The 18257-nt window shown below is 48.9% G+C and carries 15 protein-coding genes; 3 read left to right on the top strand and 12 right to left on the bottom strand.

Translation table 11 applies throughout. The features are described from left to right. The first annotated feature begins 70 nt into the window (after positions 1-70). Positions 71-1078, top strand: a complete 1008-nt coding sequence (locus ACFSB2_RS23050) for a phosphatase PAP2 family protein (protein ID WP_377945430.1) — start codon at positions 71-73, stop codon at positions 1076-1078. Positions 1079-1203: 125 nt separating this feature from the next. Further along, entirely contained in the window at positions 1204-1440 is a 237-nt protein-coding gene (locus ACFSB2_RS23055) for an indolepyruvate ferredoxin oxidoreductase subunit alpha (protein ID WP_377945431.1), read from the top strand. 63 nt (positions 1441-1503) lie between these two features. Here ACFSB2_RS23055 and ACFSB2_RS23060 read toward each other — a convergent pair whose 3' ends face one another. Then, positions 1504-2799, bottom strand: coding sequence for an MFS transporter (locus ACFSB2_RS23060; RefSeq protein ID WP_377945432.1), 1296 nt, complete (start codon positions 2797-2799; stop codon positions 1504-1506). A 171-nt stretch (positions 2800-2970) separates the two neighbouring features. Between ACFSB2_RS23060 and ACFSB2_RS23065 the strand changes: the two genes are divergently transcribed. Next, on the top strand, positions 2971-3825 hold the full coding sequence (locus tag ACFSB2_RS23065) for a deoxyribonuclease IV (RefSeq protein WP_377945433.1): 855 nt from the start codon (positions 2971-2973) through the stop codon (positions 3823-3825). 107 nt (positions 3826-3932) lie between these two features. On the opposite strand, the gene ACFSB2_RS23070 is transcribed toward ACFSB2_RS23065, so the two are convergent. From ACFSB2_RS23070 to ACFSB2_RS23120, 11 genes are all read right to left on the bottom strand, one after another. Beyond that, the gene (locus ACFSB2_RS23070; RefSeq protein ID WP_377945434.1) at positions 3933-5111 is read right to left on the bottom strand and encodes a GntR family transcriptional regulator; all 1179 of its coding nucleotides are present in this window, start codon (positions 5109-5111) and stop codon (positions 3933-3935) included. Positions 5112-5423: 312 nt separating this feature from the next. Continuing rightward, the gene (locus ACFSB2_RS23075) at positions 5424-5966 is read right to left on the bottom strand and encodes a CcdC protein domain-containing protein (protein WP_377945435.1); all 543 of its coding nucleotides are present in this window, start codon (positions 5964-5966) and stop codon (positions 5424-5426) included. A 401-nt stretch (positions 5967-6367) separates the two neighbouring features. Further along, positions 6368-7360: an ABC transporter ATP-binding protein gene (locus ACFSB2_RS23080; RefSeq protein WP_377945436.1), complete on the bottom strand. Its 993-nt coding sequence runs from the start codon at positions 7358-7360 to the stop codon at positions 6368-6370. Beyond that, on the bottom strand, positions 7357-8337 hold the full coding sequence (locus tag ACFSB2_RS23085) for an ABC transporter ATP-binding protein (protein ID WP_377945437.1): 981 nt from the start codon (positions 8335-8337) through the stop codon (positions 7357-7359). The genes ACFSB2_RS23080 and ACFSB2_RS23085 overlap by 4 nt, the downstream gene beginning before the upstream one ends. A gap of 11 nt (positions 8338-8348) precedes the next feature. Next, on the bottom strand, positions 8349-9197 hold the full coding sequence (locus ACFSB2_RS23090; protein ID WP_377945438.1) for an ABC transporter permease: 849 nt from the start codon (positions 9195-9197) through the stop codon (positions 8349-8351). 14 nt (positions 9198-9211) lie between these two features. Then, entirely contained in the window at positions 9212-10189 is a 978-nt protein-coding gene (locus ACFSB2_RS23095; protein WP_377945439.1) for an ABC transporter permease, read from the bottom strand. Beyond that, complete coding sequence (locus ACFSB2_RS23100; RefSeq protein ID WP_377945440.1) at positions 10186-10437, bottom strand: hypothetical protein; 252 nt, start codon at positions 10435-10437, stop codon at positions 10186-10188. The genes ACFSB2_RS23095 and ACFSB2_RS23100 overlap by 4 nt, the downstream gene beginning before the upstream one ends. A gap of 32 nt (positions 10438-10469) precedes the next feature. Then, positions 10470-12323, bottom strand: coding sequence for an ABC transporter substrate-binding protein (locus tag ACFSB2_RS23105; RefSeq protein WP_377945441.1), 1854 nt, complete (start codon positions 12321-12323; stop codon positions 10470-10472). Positions 12324-12471: 148 nt separating this feature from the next. Beyond that, a complete protein-coding gene (locus ACFSB2_RS23110) occupies positions 12472-15474 on the bottom strand; it encodes an alpha-mannosidase (protein WP_377945442.1) in 3003 nt (1000 codons plus the stop codon). A gap of 70 nt (positions 15475-15544) precedes the next feature. Continuing rightward, a complete protein-coding gene (locus ACFSB2_RS23115) occupies positions 15545-16723 on the bottom strand; it encodes a GntR family transcriptional regulator (protein WP_377945443.1) in 1179 nt (392 codons plus the stop codon). Positions 16724-17256: 533 nt separating this feature from the next. Further along, positions 17257-18257, bottom strand: a 1001-nt coding sequence (locus ACFSB2_RS23120; RefSeq protein WP_377945444.1) for an ABC transporter substrate-binding protein, incomplete at its 5' end; no start/stop codon positions are given.

Below are 18257 nucleotides of genomic sequence, written 5' to 3' on the forward strand. Positions count from 1 at the left end.
TGCGTGTGCTGTGTTTGTTCAGACATATGAAAGGATGACACTTATTTTTAAGACGATTTGGGTGAGGCAAATGTCTAAGCTGTTTGCACAGACCATCCGACCGTTGGCCCGTCTTGAAGTTTATGAGTTAGCGAGTCTGTTCATGCTGTCTGTTCTGTTTGTCGTCTTTATTTCTTTCCCAGCTCGCCTGCATCGCGTGCTTGGCACAGGCGGTTCGCGGCACCCACTGCTGGACAATGCCCTTTCACTCGTCGACCGTCCCGACTTCTGGTTATACGGGACACTCAGTGTGTTGATTGGCCTTATCGCATGGTTTACACGGCGCAAAACGGATACGCATGCTGTTCAGCTCCACCGTTTCGCGCGCGTCGCGCTGACTTTTATCGCAGTGCTTATCGTCTTTGATGTGATTAACTTTTACACCGTCGTCTTTGATCCATACGATCACGACCGGCTCTTGCAGCACTTGGACGATGTCCTATTCAGAACGTCGCCAACGCGCTGGTTTGACGCGGTGACTTGTTGGCCGCTCACGCTATTGTTCTGCGGCGCTTATTCATCCTGGTTTGTCATGACCTATTTCAGTGTCTTCCTGTTTTCAAGACACAGTCATCTGGCCATGCGGGAATATGTAACCGCTGCTGTGTGCGCCTTTTATATCGGTTATATCACCTATTTTTTCGTCCCTGCCATTGGTCCAATTTTCACAATGCATTTTACGCACTCGATTGGCCCCTTGGAGAATCTAGTGGACGGCAATGGTCCATTTCTCAGCCGAGACTGTTTTCCCAGTCTGCACACTGGTCTCTCGGTGGTCATGTTGATTCACGCGTGGCGCTATTGTCGGAAATTGTTCTGGTTTTATGCGCTTGACGTCTCGCTTATCATTCTCTCAACTCTGTATTTGCGAGTACATTACGGCGTGGATTTAATCGCTGGCGCCGCACTCGCGATTGCAGTCTGCCAAGTTGCGCCCGCATTTGTCTCGGGATGGGATCACACCCGCGGCAGCTATGAAAATGATGCGATTTATCGACATTCGGCGACATCGCAATCGACGTTGTCGGAACTTGCATAACCGTGTAAACTTAGAAATCCGCTCAAGTTAGACGATTTACCAAGATGTAATGCTTGCACTCGCCGTAGCCCTAGTATATTATTTACGAAGAATTCAATAGGTTCTGCAGTAAGGAGGTTTTCTGGTTGGCATTTATCATCGCTTCTGCATGTATTGGTGAAAAATCAGGTGACTGTGTCGAAACATGTCCAGTAGACGCAATCCACGAGGGCGACGACCAATTCTATATTGACCCTGACCTGTGTATCGACTGCGGCGCTTGTGAAGCCGTTTGTCCGGTATCCGCTATTTTCCAGGAAGATTTTCTTCCAGAGGAAGAACACGAATACATTGAGAAAAACCGCGCGTTTTTCCAAAAGTAATGTTCTATCATTTGCAAATTACAAAAGGACGGGGAATGCATCCCCGTCCTTTCGTTTAGCCATTTAAGATGTAGGTGTCAACCGTTTACGCGCTCTATCCTGAGCCTGCGCGTCTTCTTCATCAGGAAGGCGCCGTCTGCGTTTACCTCCGCCCTGATGCTTCGTCCCCTGCCAAAGAAGCGCCCACGCAGCGATTTGCACCAATCCCAGCCCAAAAGAGAGCCAGCTTAACCCTTTCGCTTGTGTCGTCGACTGATTGGCGCTGATGGCGAGAAACAACACAATCCCTATCACACGTCCGGCATTTTCAAACCATTCGCGCACGATGATATGCGTAGTTGTAGAGAGTTCCGGGATGTCGATTTGTTCCATCGTATCATACACAAACCCCTGCAACGGGACTGAAAAAAATGGCAACGTGGCCGCGGTGATACAGCCATAAGTGACAATGGTCGGTGTTGTGATGGGAAACAGAAAGAGCACTGCAGCGACGGACATGCCGATGACGCCTATCGTAAATAGGCGGGATCGAAATTTGTTTGACCAACGTCCCGCAAGATAGAAGGCCACAAAGGAAAGCGCGCCCTGTAAGAGCAAGAATTCGCCGAGGCGCATTTCGCTGCCAGTCGCCAAAAACACCAAGAGTCCAATCAAAAACATGAATACACCTTCGCGCAATCCGTAAATCGAAGAAGCCACCATCAGTTTCCACCAGGCTTTGCGCCGCAATGCGCCAAAGCCTCGACCGAGACGGATCTTCGACATTTTTTCACTATGTAGACGGAAGCTCAATAGCGTCGCTACCAAGAATAGCGCGAATGATATGCCAAAAACGATGTGGTAACCTGTCAGGCCGCCGAAAAATAAATCCTCTCGGCTGATCAACAAACCTGCAATCGGCGGAGCAATCACATTTGTCACAGATGTCAAGACACCATGGATGCCAAAAAACGGCTCATGCCCGCCTCTGTCGGTGTACTCTACGCTCAAGACATCAAACGCCAACCAGTAAAACCCGGCCGCAAAGCCCATCAACACGCCGAGCAATGCCGGCATATGCGCCGCCCGCTCACCAATCATGAGCGTGATTCCATAGAATAATGCGTGCATGGCAATCCCCAACCGTAGAACAAGCGCCGTCGAAGTCCGACGAGCCATCCATGCACCGAGTACGAACGTAAACGGCAACAAGATGAAGACCAGCAAATTATACCAGGCAATGGCTGAAAAACTGTGATCGACCTTGAACACAAAAATGTTCACAAATGTGTTCGACAGCCCGATGGACAGGTGGAAAAAACCGCTGACCACGAGCAGCCACCATGCCGGGCGCGGCAAGTGAAAACCATGCCGTACCATCTTTGCACCCCCCTGCCGTGATGAGACAGCGCTGCGCTGCTGCGCCTTCTGTAGATGTACCATAGCTTGCCCAACCCATCCATCAGACAGTCATCTTGAAATCCCGAAGCACCTTTGCTGAAAGCGCAGCGGGTGATGTGCTAACATAACCACAGATACGGAGGGATTGATGTGCAAGGAGAACACGACAGCATTTTGTTGGGCGCAAATGTGTCCGTGGCTAAAACAGGATTGCTCAATGCAGTGCAGGAAACCATTTCATATGGCGCCAATACATTTATGATTTACACGCGCAGCAATCGTGGAGGAAAAGCTCGTCCGATTGAGGATTTTAATCGGGAAGCTGGCCTTGAATTGATGAAGGCGCACAAGATTGTCGATCCTGTCGTGCACTTGTCTTATTTGGTCAATCTGGCCAGCCCGAAGGAAGCTACGCGCACGTACGGCAAAGACGTTTTACGCGAGGAAATTCAACGTGTAGAATATCTTGGCTTTCGCTACATTGTCATGCACCCAGGTGCGCATGTCGGCGAAGGCGAATCATTTGCCATTGAACAAATCGCCAGCGCGCTCAACGAGATATTAACAGGAACAGAGAAACTGTTCATCTGCTTGGAAACCATGGCAGGCGACGGATCGAAAGTGGGCAACAGCCTGGAACAAATCGCCGACATCATTCGACGTGTCAAACATGCGGACAAGCTGGGCGTGTGTATCGATACGTGTCATAACTACAGCTACGGCTATGACGTTGTCCATCATTTTGATGACTTTCTGGAACAGTTTGATGGAACCATTGGTCTTGATCGCCTAAAGGTGGCGCATATCAATGATTCAAAAAATCCATTCGGCTCGAAGAAAGATCGCCATGCCAATGTGGGTGAAGGCACACTGGGCGGTGACGCGCTGAAACGCATCGTTCATCACCCACAATTGCGTGGCATACCGCAAATTCTTGAAACACCTGGCGGGAAGTACAAAGAGGAAATTGATTTTTTGCTGAAGCAAAGTGACGACCAACAATAAAATCAGCGCACGAATTGGTGTTCTGCAATATCATGAAATGTGCGGAATTTAAGACAGCGTGAATGTGCATAGAGTGGCATGATCAGCCGCCCTATGCACACGCAAGGCTATTTTTCAACGAGTCGCGCAAGATGCCTCGGCGCTTGGCAACTCGCGCCAGTATGGAGCGAAATCGGCACCTCAATGACCTCTTTACAACATGGATTTTTGACGAGCCTGCAGATTAAATTTGCGCTTTCTCTCCCAATCAGATCTTCTGATTGATCTAACCAAGCCACTCGCCCATCCACGCCCCCGTTAAAAAATGAACCCATATCGAGAAATGCGTTGCCAATATCAAATCCAATGATGGAGATATCTTCAGGAACAGCGAGCCCCAGGCGATTGGCGCATTCAAAAGCGATGCGCGTATCCGCTGCGGAAATGCCAATTAAAGCGGTTACATCTGGCTGACTGCTGATTTTGTTCATCACAAATTCAACATCAAGCTCTCGATTTTCATCGTCACTTCTATCCTGCAACCAAACCAAGTGATCCGCAACGGGCATGCCGATATTCTCCATACCTTGCAAAAAACCATTTTTTCTTTCAATGATGCTCTGTGTCGACAATGGCGAGTCAGAAGAAACAGAGATAAGTGCAATATTTTGATGACCCAGCTCATACAGATACTCGACTGCCCGTTTCGTGCCATTCGCATGATCGCTGACAACTTTTGACACATCAATCCCCGGCAGCCATCGATCCATCAACACGAGTGGAAAATCATCCAACGAGAGCCGAACGATGTCCTGGTTATACAATTGGCCCTCGGTCGGAAAGATCACGATGCCATCCACACCGATGTCTAAGAAATTTTCAATAATCTGGCTCTCCATCTCCCGCTCATTCCGGGAGAGTCCTAATATTCCATACGCGCCACGTTCTGACAAAGCACTCGTGATCCCATTCAACAAGCGGTTTGCAAAATCATCCTTGATTTCTGGCAGGACAACGCCGACAACCAGTGGCTTTTTCACTTGTGTTTGCCCATCTTCCTGTTCGGCCTCAAGCGCAATGTATTTCGCCTTTTCGTAGTCCTTTACAAATGTCCCTTTACCCGGAATACGCGTGACAATGTCATTCTCCACAAGAATGGTCATCGCCTTTTTTATCGTTGGGACACTCACGTCAAATTGTTCTGCCAAAGCCACTTCTGTCGGCAATTTATCTTGATAATGACCGGCAACGATACTTTGAATTAAAGCGTTTGCAATCTGGTTATAAAGTGGTTCTGCATTCGGCAACGGCACTCGCCCCAACTCTACATTTTAATCTAATATTTAAACATACAAAACATACAATGTATATTAATGGATATAATAAGTCTGATAATTTAGTTTGTCAATGGTTAAAATGATCTTTAACCAAACGAAAAAATGCCAAACAAAGAAATAACCAAAAACATACTTCACTTTCAGTTCATTTAAACAAGCCAAAGCCTTCATTTGAGTAGCAATGAAGGCTTTGGCTCAAGCAGCAGTACCTTGGGAGAACGCAGAATTGGAATGTGTACATCACCGTTGCGTATAAAGAACCGATTGATACGACAACTCAAATCAACGGGCATGTGTTAACCTATCCCCATCCAGATGGCGCGCTTTATACGCCAGAAACAAGAAGTAACATGGATAATAAGCAAACAAGATAAAGATAATCCCTTCAGTCCACGGATCACCGCCAAAATAACTGGACGAAAATGGTGATGTTGCGCCAGTGGTTGCTGATGCATTGCCTATGACTTCAAAGTCTCTGTAAAATCCGTAAACCAATCGAGCCAAGAACAAGCAGATGACCACACCGCCAATCCAGCCTTTGGGGCGATATGCCCATGATTGCCCTCGTTGCTCAAATTGGGTATTCTGTATCGCAAAATACCCCAACAATAAGCCTAATGCAATTCCGATTGCGTCAGACACGTAGGCAATCGGATGCGCAATGGTTGCAACCAACAGCAATATGCCAATGATGATGAAAATAAACGCTCTCACGCGCAAACGACTCGGCTTGAGCGGCTGAAACCCGATATTGCGCCGAATGCGCCGATAAACACCAAACATGATGGCCAATGCGATGATGATGAACGTATAGCTATGTTGCAAATTAATTTCCCTCCTCGTTTTTTAAAGCCATTGCTGACACCATATTTTCCAAAATACATTGTTCGCCTTTTCAGTACCCACATTTGTCGCTATCCTGTTCCTGAGAACTATGTGTATTATATCACACAGTACACCAACTGCAATATGTAATATTTTGTACAGAAAAGCAAATCCGTATGACTTGGCCCAACCCAAAAAGGCATTCATCCCTCATGGAGACGAATGCCTAATACCCAGTGACGTTTAAGACAGAAGTGAAATATAGTGAGTTTTCTAGATACGTCTGGCAACACACCTTTTTTCTGCCCGGAAACAATATGGTACCCTCGTGTGCGCCATTCGCGATACCCTGATTCACTGGCATTTTCATGATTCGTGTGGGACGCATCACGTAGGGCGGTCTATTGATTAACGATCATTTTCCGAGCGGTCGCATAGTGACAAGCAACATGATGTTGGCTCACGGTCTCACTCAATACAGGACGTTCCTCAAGGCAATCCGGTTGTGCAAACGGACATCTTGCAGCGAATGGGCAACCATGGTACGTTTCATCGACGTTGTCGAGTTCAAACGACTTCGGCACCACTTCCTCAACACGACGTTCCCGCCCTGCTATCAGCGGCACAGCAGATATCAGCGACTGCGTATACGGGTGCATCGGATTCGTCAAGATTTCCTCTGTTGGTCCATATTCGACAATATGCCCCAAATACATCACCGCGATTTTACCCGTAATTGAAATGTACCGCGCTACCCGAAAATCGTGCGTGATGAACAGCAGCCCAAGATCACGATCGCGCGACACCTGTTTCAGATAATCCAAAATACCGACCCGCAATGAAACGTCCATCATCGATACAGATTCATCCGCGATGAGAAAGTCGGGATCGACAGAGAGCGCTCTGGCAATCACGAGCCGTTGCCGCTGGCCGCCTGACAATTGGTGCGGATACTTATCTAACGTTTCTCGCCCACTTAAACCGACGTGCTCTAGCAGCGATTCCATTTTTTTGTTCAAATCCTGCCGCGTGGAGAGTTTATGATATAAAAATGCGTCGGCCAAAGAAGAGCGCACTTTGCGCACTGGATTTAACGATGCATAGGGATCTTGCGGCACCACCTGAACAGTTCTCGCCCACTTCACGCGCTCTGCTTGGTTATGAAGGCGAACTGGCTCCCCATTCAGTGACATCGTTCCCTCGGTTGGCTCCGTCAGCCCCGCGATCATTTTTGCCAGCGTGCTTTTGCCACAGCCGCTTTCGCCAACCACTGATATGAACTCGCCGCGCCGCCAACTCAGATTCAATTCATTGACAGCAGTGAACGTCTTCCGCTTCCTGGCCGCATCACCTTTTAACTTAAATCGCTTTGTAACATCCTTTAGTTCAATCATCCCTGTAGGGTCACCTCCCGCTTTGCGAAGTGGCAGGCAACCGCCACATCGTTGTCCAACTCCATCCACGGTGGTGCAACATCCAAACACTTTGGCTGCCGCAACTCACAGCGAGCATAAAACGGACAACCGCCGGATACCTTGGACAGTTGAACGGGATTGCCTGAAATCGCCCTTGTATGTGTCACATCTCCAACCAGCGGCGGAATGGACCCAATGAGTCCTCGTGTATAAGGATGTGTCGGATTCAGCATCACTTGGCTGACCGGCCCGCGCTCGACCACTTGCCCGGCGTACATGACCATTACAGTGTCGACCACCTCACTGATGACCGAGATGTCATGCGTGATAAAAATCAATGAAATGCCGCTTTCCTTGCGAATCTGATTTAAGATTTGCAGGACGGAAGCCTGACTGATGACATCCAAAGCCGTAGTCGGTTCATCAAATACAATCACCTCTGGATCCAACAACAGCGCCAAACCGATGCTGACTCGCTGTTTCATACCGCCAGACAGTTCATGTGGATAAGCGTTCATCACCCGATTTGCGTCGAGGTGCATCATATCAAACAACTCTAATGCTTTCGCCTTCGCTTTTTTCTTGTCCACCCGGTGAGCTTCCGCGATATCTTCGACCTGTCTGCGAATTCTCAACAGCGGATTGAGCGTATTTTGCGAAGCTTGAAAGACCATCGACAGCTTGCTCCAATAGAATCTGCGCTGCGTCTCTCCCTTGACGTCCAAGAAGTTCGGGCCGCCCATAAAATGGACCTCACCTCCGGCGATCCGCCCTGGCTCCGGCACACTGTTGAACAAACCGAATGCGATTGTGCTTTTCCCACTGCCGCTTTCGCCGACAATCCCCAGACTCTCGCCTTTTTGAATCTGAAAACTCACGTTTTTTACCGCACGGACGACGCCTGTTTCAGTGGGAAATTCAATTGATAGGTTTTGTACATCTAATACTGTTTCCACGTGAACGCCTCCTAGTGCGATACGCGTAACCGCGGATCGACCAATTCGTTGACCGCATCTACGCACAATACGATACCTGTTTGGACCAACACAATGGCCAAGATAGGTGCAGCGAGGAACAGAATGGATTGCGTGCTGTACATCGCACCCGAACTGCCTGTGGCGAAATTGAGCATAACACCCCAGTTATCCGCCTTAAACGGCACCACGCCCAGGAAGAACAACCCGACTTCACCATAGATGGCGCCGGTGATGGCCAACATCAGATGTGTCCAAACGAACGGCATCAAATTGGGCAAAACATCGCGAAACAACACATACCAGCGACCGAGGCCTAGCCCTCTGGAAACTTCAATAAAACTTCGCTCACGCAAGCTCAGCACCATGGAACGAATGGCCCGCGCCAGACCGCCCCAGCTCGTGAAACTGAGCAACAGCGCCAACACCACCATGTTGCTCATGCCAAGACTCACAGCCAAAATGAGCAACAATGCAATGGAAGGAATCGTCAAGAACAAATCGGTAATGCGCATTAATATCGTGTCAACTACTCGTCCCAAATACCCAGCGGCCAAACCGACAAGGGTTCCGATCGCCATGGTAAAACAAGCTGCAAGCGCCGCCACCCAGAGCACGTTCAGCGCACCTTGCACAATTTGCTGCCAAACGTCGCGCCCAGCATAGTCCGTGCCAAGTGGATGATGCCACGACGGAGGTGCGTAGATATCATTCGGATTGACATTGAGTGCATGTGGATAAACCAAATTGCCAAACACAGCCATCAGGACAAAGAATAACAGGAACACCAATCCAACAATTCGAGATGGACGGCGTTTGAAAACCTTCCAGGCCACCATCATTGCGCTTCTCCCCTTTACGCCGTAATTCGCGGATCTAATTTTGAATAAGCAAAGTCAGCCAGCAAATTGGCTACAATGATTGTCGCAGTAGTCAAAATGAAACAACCCTGCATGACGGGATAGTCGCGTGTGTTAATGGCGGTCGCCAGCAGATTCCCAATACCAGGGAACGCGTATGTTCCTTCAATAAAGATAGAACCACCAAACATCGCGCCGAGACTCAACATAAAACTGGTGAACAAAGGCAAAATGGAGTTCCACCCCAAGTACCCCATCAATTTATCCTGCGGCAATCCGCGCAACCGGGCAGCCATCATAAAATCCTCTTTGAGCACAGTGACGGTCGATGACTTCATCAGCAACGTCCATGAGCCAAAACCGGTCAAAACATAAGTGAAAACAGGCAAGACCATATGGTAGAGAAAACTTAAAATGAACGGCCCGCTTAATCCTGGTACCACATCGATGCTGTAAGCACCAGAAGACGGGAACCAGTGAAATATCACTGTGAAGATATACAACAATGCGACTGCTGTGACGAACTGTGGAATGGCGTGCGCAACTGATCCGATATTGTCAATGACGCTGCTTGTCCATTTGTTCCGCCAGGACGCGCTCAACACACCAAATACCACACCGATGAAGAAACTGATGAGCAAACCAATTGCGACAGTGATGAGTGTCCATGGCAGCGCATTAAAAATCAGTTCTGTAACCGGGACACCCGTTTGCTGAATCGATTGACCCATGTTGCCGTGAATAATTTGGCCGAGCCACAGTATATACTGCTGCCACAGCGGCTGATTGGGTATCACATTCAGAATCTGGCGAACTTGGTTCATCGCCTGACTTGCAGGGATACCCTTTTGTATCAACTGTATATACATGACCTGGACAGGGCTGCCAGGCATCAAGCGAACCAAGAAAAACGTAAGGGAGGCCACCACAAACGTCGTTGCCAAGGCCATGAGAATTCGTTTTAACCATTTCATACCCGTTCATGCCTTTCTCGCTTGGTTTGCCATTTTATGAGCAGACGCAAACCGACGGTAGTCGCCAGCATCAAGACGATGGTGAAAACCATCGCGCACAGATCCAACACTCTAGATGCTGGCGCAGTCGCACCAAACAACGTGACGATTTCCAACACAAGTAAAAATACGGACCAGATGAAGAAGAGTCGTGCTCCGGCAACGATCCTCTCCATGAACCCCACGCGGTGACCATGTTCCCTCATCACACGACTCACTCCCTTTAATTTAACGAGATCGTTTAGTTTTTCGGTTTCATCAAGCCCAACGTCTGGAATACGACAAACGGCGTATGATATGTGTATTGGTTCTCGATGGCCAAGTTGTTCTTGTAGCTAGGCCACGTCCAGTTTGCCGACGAAATGGTCCGCCCTGCCGCTTGTCCCCAAATCGGAATCATCGGCACATCGTAGTTCGTCGTCTGCGCCAGCTTATAAATGATGGACTTCTCCTGCTGTTGCGACAGATTGCCCAACAACTGCACCGTCAACGCCATCGGATTCACCGTGCCAACCCCTGGCACGCTCACGTTCTGCGGAATCGCTTCCTGCTGTGCGCTCTTCGATGTCGCCGTGCTCTTCAACTGTCCTGTCGTCGTCACACTGTAGTTGTTGTCCGAAATGTATAGTTGATTGTAGGGCTGCGATGGATTGACGTCCGATCCGCCCCACCAGTTCGCATACACCGCGTATTTGCCCAACGGCACTTCCTGTGTCCATGTCGTCGTGTCTACAACCGATGTTTGCGCGTTGATGCCTTCCTTGCGCAATTGCGTTGCGATGGCATCCACGCCTGCATCCCAGTCAGATAAGTTTGGCACTGTGATGTTAAACGTGAACGGCTTCCCGTTTGGCATCACCCATCCGCTCGACGTTTTCTTGAACCCAGCCGACTTCAACAGCGACGCTGCTTTCGCTTGGTCGTAGTTGTAGGGATCCAACGACTTCAGTTGATCCGGCGTCAGCCATTGTTGTGCCACCGTCTCATCCAAGCCGTCAATCGTTCCGGCGTTAAACGCGCCAATCGGTTCACCAATCTTCTGCGCCGTCGGTCGGTCAATCGCATACGCCAACGCTTGCCGCACCTTCACATTGTTAAACGGCGCCACATTCTGGTTGAAATACAACGCCATCCCCATGCTCTGCGGCGCTGCAATGTACGAATTCTGGTGCACCTTCATCACTTGCTTGTACACCACTTGTGAATATCCCACACCTGCGTAATCCAACTGTCCATTCTCCAACGCCCGCCAGGTCACGTCATTCGTCGTCTGGTTTAACGCAACGACCTTCGACGCTGTCACATTGTTCGCATATAAGTAATTTGGATTCTTCTGGTACAACTCCTGTGATGAGCTTGTCCGCACCAACGACCACGGTCCATTGTAAATCAGATCCGATGCCTTCATGTTGACACTTTGCGCCTTCGTCGCTGCCTGGGTCAGTTTCGATGTCGCCGCCTTCGTCGATGCCGCGTTCGGATCGCCGTTCCAATCCTTGGACAGTGTCCAGATGTCTGACGGGATGTATTGCTTGAACACCTTCGCCGGTAAGATCTCCACGTTGTTCAAAATCTGACGCTCAAACATCACCGTGCTGTATAGCGTCTTCGGGTCGCGCGTGAATTCGATGGTGTGGTCATTCACGATTTTCATGCCATTGAGACCCCAGCCCTCGGCTGCGCCCGTCAGCAATTGTAGTTCGAACGTCACGTACACGTCTTCTGCCGTCAGCGCCGAACCGTCTGACCACTTGGCCTTCGGGTTGATATTCACCGTGAACGTCTTGCCGTCCTTGCTCATCTTCCAACTGGTCGCCAGTACTTTCCAGTAATCATAATTCCCAGTGTACTTGTACCAAGCCAACGGCACATAACTCAGGTCATTCTGGATGATGTTATTTGTTCCGAATGGATTGACGACACCATTGGTCGCCCAGCCACCTGCATAAGTGATGGTGCCCGTCGCTTTGGTCGTACCACCGCTTTGATTGGACGATCCGCCACTGCTTGCGCCTTGTGCACACCCAGATACCAGAAGTACTGCTGCACCAGCAATCATCGAGAGCTTTGCCGCTTTTTTCGCCTGTTTCTTCATATACAAGTGAACCCCCTTCTAAAAAGGCAAACCCAAAACGCTTACAAAATGAATAATTCAAAACAACATAAATGTAGAGAATGTACTAATATAAGTAATGCATGGAGAAAGCTCTCCTCTGCCTCACCTCCCTAATTACAAACAACGCTCACCTGGAAATTCGCAGCGTTTTGATTTCAAACGGTGTGAAATCGAGTTGAATCACTTCACCAAACTCCGCAATAGGGCCGATGGACTGCTCCAACAAATCAGTCAAATGCGCCGTGTGATAAGTAAATGGAACACTGATCTTCGCTGTTGCTTTAGCGCCGTTCGTTTCGTACAAACGGATGACGATGTCATCGCTATCTTCAGCCTTCTTGACCGACTCAATCATGACATTCGACACATCCAACGAAATCAAAGAGTATGCGTCTTGCCCCTGCGCTTGTGAACCCTGTGTTTCAATGACTTGAATTGGAACATTTAGCGCGTAACCTGCTCGATACACTTCTGCTTGTACAAAATCCCCGGCATGCGGCAAAAGGCTGTACGTAAAATTGTGAATGGCTTTGTCCGCCTGCTCACCAGGAGAAGATGTGCTGCGCAGCAGGTTGAGATCCAACGTATTTTCGTAGGCTCGATGACCATATTTGCAATCATTTAACAATGACACGCCGTAATCGGATTGCGACAAATCGATCCACTGGTGCGCGCAAATTTCATCCTTCGCAAAATCCCACATCGTATTGCGGTGCGTTGGCCGTTTTAGATGTCCGAATTGAATTTCACAGTTCGCCTGCTCCGTGTAGATATCCACAGGGAACGCAGTGCGCAACATTTTTTCGGACTCTCGCCAATCAACCTCTGTGACAAAGTCGATCCGCCGACTGCCCAACGTCAAAACAATTTTCTGCCGGAGTTGTGATTCACCGGTTTGATAGGTTTGCTCAATGACGGCTTGTGGTCCGTCAATTTTCGCTTGTACATTCTTCAATTCCATCTGTTCACAAGGCATTTGCCTGTAATCTGTCGGAAAATCCCATGCATTGTCGCCATCCTGATACACAGAAAGCAGATTTGCCTTGCTGCCATCTGCGACAACTTCTCGTTGTGACTCTTTATCAAAAATCGAGCAAATTGTGCCATCCGCTGCGAAACGGATACGGAAGATATCATTTTCGACCAAATCATTTTCGGCCCGCAGCGCACTCGATGTGGGCATCTTTTCGATTTCAGACAAATCGTGTACTTGATACCCCATTGCCGGAACCGTCGTTTTCATCCACTTATCCCCGATGTTCAACCATTCCGTACGCGCCCAAGGCAGTGAGTTAAACACCACCACTGGCTGTTCTGCCCCATTGCCAGTCATGCGAGCAGCGAAACTGCTGTATCGCGCTTCCGTCATTTCATTGACTTGCTGCAACAATTTCTCGTATCGCTCCAAAGATTCATCATAGACACGCTTGATAGATGAACCAGGAAGAATGTCGTGGAATTGATAGAGCAATACTTCCTTCCACACCTCTTCCAACTCGAGCGCCGGATAGTCTAACCCGCCATGCAAAGCTTCGAGCACTGCGGCAAATTCCAACTCGCGCAAAGCTTTCTCCAATTTTCGGTTGTACCACTTGTTGCGCGCTTGCGTGGTCAATGTGCCTTGGTGCAACTCCAGATACAACTCGCCGCGCCAGGTTTGAAACTGACTTGCAAATTCATTTAGTTTTTCAAAAAAGTCAATCGCAGGCTCTTGTACAACAGGTGATAAGCCCTGCAGGTTTTTCTCTCGCTTCAGCCGTTCCAGATGTTCTTCACCTGGACCGCCACCGCCATCTCCAATGCCAAAGAGCAAGAGGCAGTGTTCAGACACATTGCTGTCGAGGTATTCTCTTTCCGCTTTGAGAATGGACCTCGGCGCTGCAGGACCATTGTAGGTATCCTCTGGCGGCATGTGCGTCAGCACCTTGCTACCGTCGATGCCCTCCCACCAAAATGAGTGATGCGGGTGGTCGTTGTACTTATTCCACGACAACTTTTGCGTCATCATATAATCGACGCCTGATTTCTTCAAAATCTGTGGCAAACTCGCTGCATATCCGAAGATGTCGGGTACCCACAGCACTTTTACATCCTTATCAAACTCTTGTTGGAAAAAGCGCTTCCCGTACAATATTTGGCGAACAAGCGCTTCACCGCCTGAGACATTGGAATCCGGTTCCACCCACATCGCGCCTTGAACTTCCCAGCGGCCTTCTTTGACACGCTGTTTGATCTGCTCATACAATTTCGGATGGCGCTCTTTCATCCATTGATAAAGTTGTGGCTGACTTGCGCCAAAGACGTAATCGGGATAACGTTCCATCATGCGAAGCGCGGTTGAAAAAGTACGGGCACCTTTGCGCAACGTTTCCCGGATGGGCCACAGCCATGCCAAGTCGATGTGGGCATGTCCAGTGGCGCTCACTGTCAACGATGGATCCCCACCGCGTTTCTCCAACTCTGGTGTGAGCAATTGACGCGCTTGCGCGACATTGGCATCATTCACTTCCCCGAGTAGGCTGACTTCATACAACCTTTGCAATATCCGTTTTCTGCGAACCGACTGCTCCGGCAGGTGCTCCGCCAACTCCAGCAACACTTCTGCGTCGTAATAAAGCTGGCGAATCTCTTCATGACAAATGGCGATGTCCGCTTCCTTCAGCGTGCCGCTGCGAAAGCGACCAAACAGGTCGTTATTGCCGACATCGCCCCACAGGTCGATCACTTCACCACCACGCGCGTTTTCATGGATGCGAACTACGCGTTTCCCGGGTAGACCAAGACTCAAGTCAAACTCTGAATTCACATTGGTGAGTCCTTGATACGGCGTCCCTTCTTCGTCCACCAGACAAACCTCGCCGTTGACATCAATGAGCAAAACAACAGCTTGTCCTGCTGCTTCTTGCGGGACGGTACCCTCAAAGTGAAACCATGCGCAGTCCCACAACTCTCCCCATTTTTCTCCCGGCGCCAGCGTGATTTGATTGCCCGACATCCGATTTTCGTAGGACACCGGTTCCGGCGTCACCCAGGCGCTCACAGACAGCGGCGCAATTTTTGTATAAATGCGATCTTGGATACGGTTACACATGTGACGCAACTTGCGAATGCTGATTTTCTCGTATGGCATACATGTCAACTCACTTCCGTCATCTAGTAGCCGCTTACAAATGACAAATTAGTCACGCGTACTCGCGTTTTCATTCACCAACACGCGCCTTTTCATTCGGTGAAGAACAACTTGCCCCAATCCGCAATGTAATCGGAACTTCCACAATCTCTTTGCGTTTGGGTTCGGAAATCAATCTACAAATCAGATTTGCACCCTCTTTGCCAATCAAGTGCTCGGATTGATCCAACCATGTCACTGGACTGCCATCCACCTCACCAGAAAAAAAGGTATCCATGCCTCGGAACATGTTCCCGATGTCATACCCCATCACAGAGATGTCCTCTGGAATGCGCATCCCCAAACGTGATGCAGCTTCAAAAACCAGACTCGTATCGGATGCCGATGTTCCAATGACAGCTGTGACATATGGATTTTCTCTAAACTTCTGAACAATGTACTCGACTGCAATTTCCCGACTACCAGCTGGATTTCGGGTCTCTACCCAAACCAAGCTCTCTTGGGCAGTTTTCCCGTGTTTCTCAAGAGATTGTATAAACCCAAGTTTTCTTTCGACGATGCTCTGCGTCGACAGCGGAGAATCGGACGAGACAGACACAAGCGCAATATTTCGATGACCTAACTCATACAGGTAATCCACTGCGCGTTCGGCGCCAAGCGCGTTTTCGCTGACGACTCTTGATACATCAATCCCAGGCAACCATCTGTCCATCAGCACGAGTGGAAAATCGTCCAGCGAAAGCCTGACAATATCCTGGTTGTACACCTCCCCCTCAATCGGGAAAATAATCAATCCATCCACGTGAGCATTTAAAAAATCCTCAATGATTTCGCTTTCTTTCGCTCGATCATCTTGTGAAATTCCCAGCAGCGCATGCGCATGATGTTCAGCAAGCGCTTCCGTGATGCCGTTCAACAAGCCACTGGTAAAGTCATCACTGATGCTTGGGAACACAACCCCTACAACCAAAGCTTTTCCTTCCAGTTTTTCCGGTTCATCACGCTGACCGCCTTGCGCAATCTTCCGCGCCTTACCTGGATCTTTCACAAATGTTCCTTTGCCAGGGATGCGCGTGACGATATCGTTTTCCACAAGTACAGTCATCGCTTTTTTGATGGTTGGCACACTCACATCAAACTGCTCTGCCAACCGAATTTCCGTTGGTATCTTTTCTTGATATTGATTTTCGACAATGCTCTGTATCAACGTCTTTGCAATTTGATCGTATAGCGGTCCTGTATTGCTCATCCGCACTCGCCTCTGAAAACCAATATTCATATGCATACATATGATATATTTCAATATGTTAATTCAAATAATAGTTCCGACAATTCAGTTTGTCAATAACAAATAAAATCCGACTTCTTTGACACGCTTCAGATCAAATTGTAAGCGTGCTCTGTAGAATGATTTGAACTCACATAAACACCATATATATTGATAAACAACGAATAAAACACCATATATAGCGCATAAAGCTAGCGCATCTGATATTAGATATCCATACAGATGTGCTCATTGATTTTGAATACTAGACTATGAAGCGCTCCATCTCTTAAACATTCATATCAAAAGTCATCATTCAATCCAAAACAATAACATATATATTGGTGTTCATATGTTCAAATATAATTAATAATTAACTACTTTATGAATTATATGTATTTCACTCTATGATCCACACTTAGGTTCGCAAAACGTTACAACCAAATTTCAAGCGACAAAAAAGGCATTCACCCTCATCCGAGAATGAATGCCTAACCACTTGTCCTACGTCCTATTTATTTGGCTGGTTTCATCAAGCCCAATGTCTGGAATACGACAAACGGCGTATGATATGTGAATTGGTTCAAGATTGCTGGATTGTTCTTGTAGTTAGGCCACGTCCAGTTTGCCGACGAGATGGTCCGCCCTGCCGCTTGTCCCCAAATCGGAATCATCGGCACATCGTAGTTCGTCGTCTGCGCCAGCTTGTAGATGATGGACTTTTCCTGCTGTTGTGGCAAATCGCCCAACAACTGCACCGTCAACGCCATCGGATTCACCGTGCCAAGCCCTGGCACGCTCACGTTCTCCGGAATCCCTTCCTGCTGTGCGCTCTTCGATGTCGCTGTGTTCTTCAACTGCCCTGTCGTCGTCACACTGTAGTTGTTGTCCGCAATGTACAGTTGGTTGTACGGCTGCGATGGATTCACGTCCGATCCGCCCCACCAGTTCGCGTACACCGCGTATTTGCCCAACGGCACTTCCTGCGTCCACGTTGTTCCATCCACAACTGCTGTTTGCGCGTTGATCCCTTCCTTGCGCAATTGTGTCGCGACCGCATCTATCCCCGCATCCCAGTCCGTGTAGTTCGGCACTGTGATGTTAAACGTGAACGGCTTCCCGTTTGGCATCACCCATCCGCTCGACGTTTTCTTGAACCCGGCCGACTTCAACAGCGACGCTGCCTTCGCTTGGTCGTAGTTGTAGGGATCCAACGACTTCAGTTGATCCGGCGTCAGCCATTGTTGCGCCACCGTCTCATCCATTCCGTCAATCGTCCCTGCATTAAACGCGCCAATCGGTTCACCGATCTTCTGCGCCGTCGGTCGGTCAATCGCATACGCCAGCGCTTGCCGCACCTTCACATTGTTAAACGGCGCCACATTCTGGTTGAAATACAGCGCCATCCCCACGCTCTGCGGCGCTGCAATGTACGAATTCTGGTGCACCTTCATCACTTGCTTGTACACCACTTGTGAATATCCCACACCTGCGTAATCCAACTGTCCATTCTCCA

It is taken from the genome of Alicyclobacillus fodiniaquatilis (assembly GCF_042678105.1).
GTDB classification, from domain to species: domain Bacteria; phylum Bacillota; class Bacilli; order Alicyclobacillales; family Alicyclobacillaceae; genus Alicyclobacillus; species Alicyclobacillus fodiniaquatilis.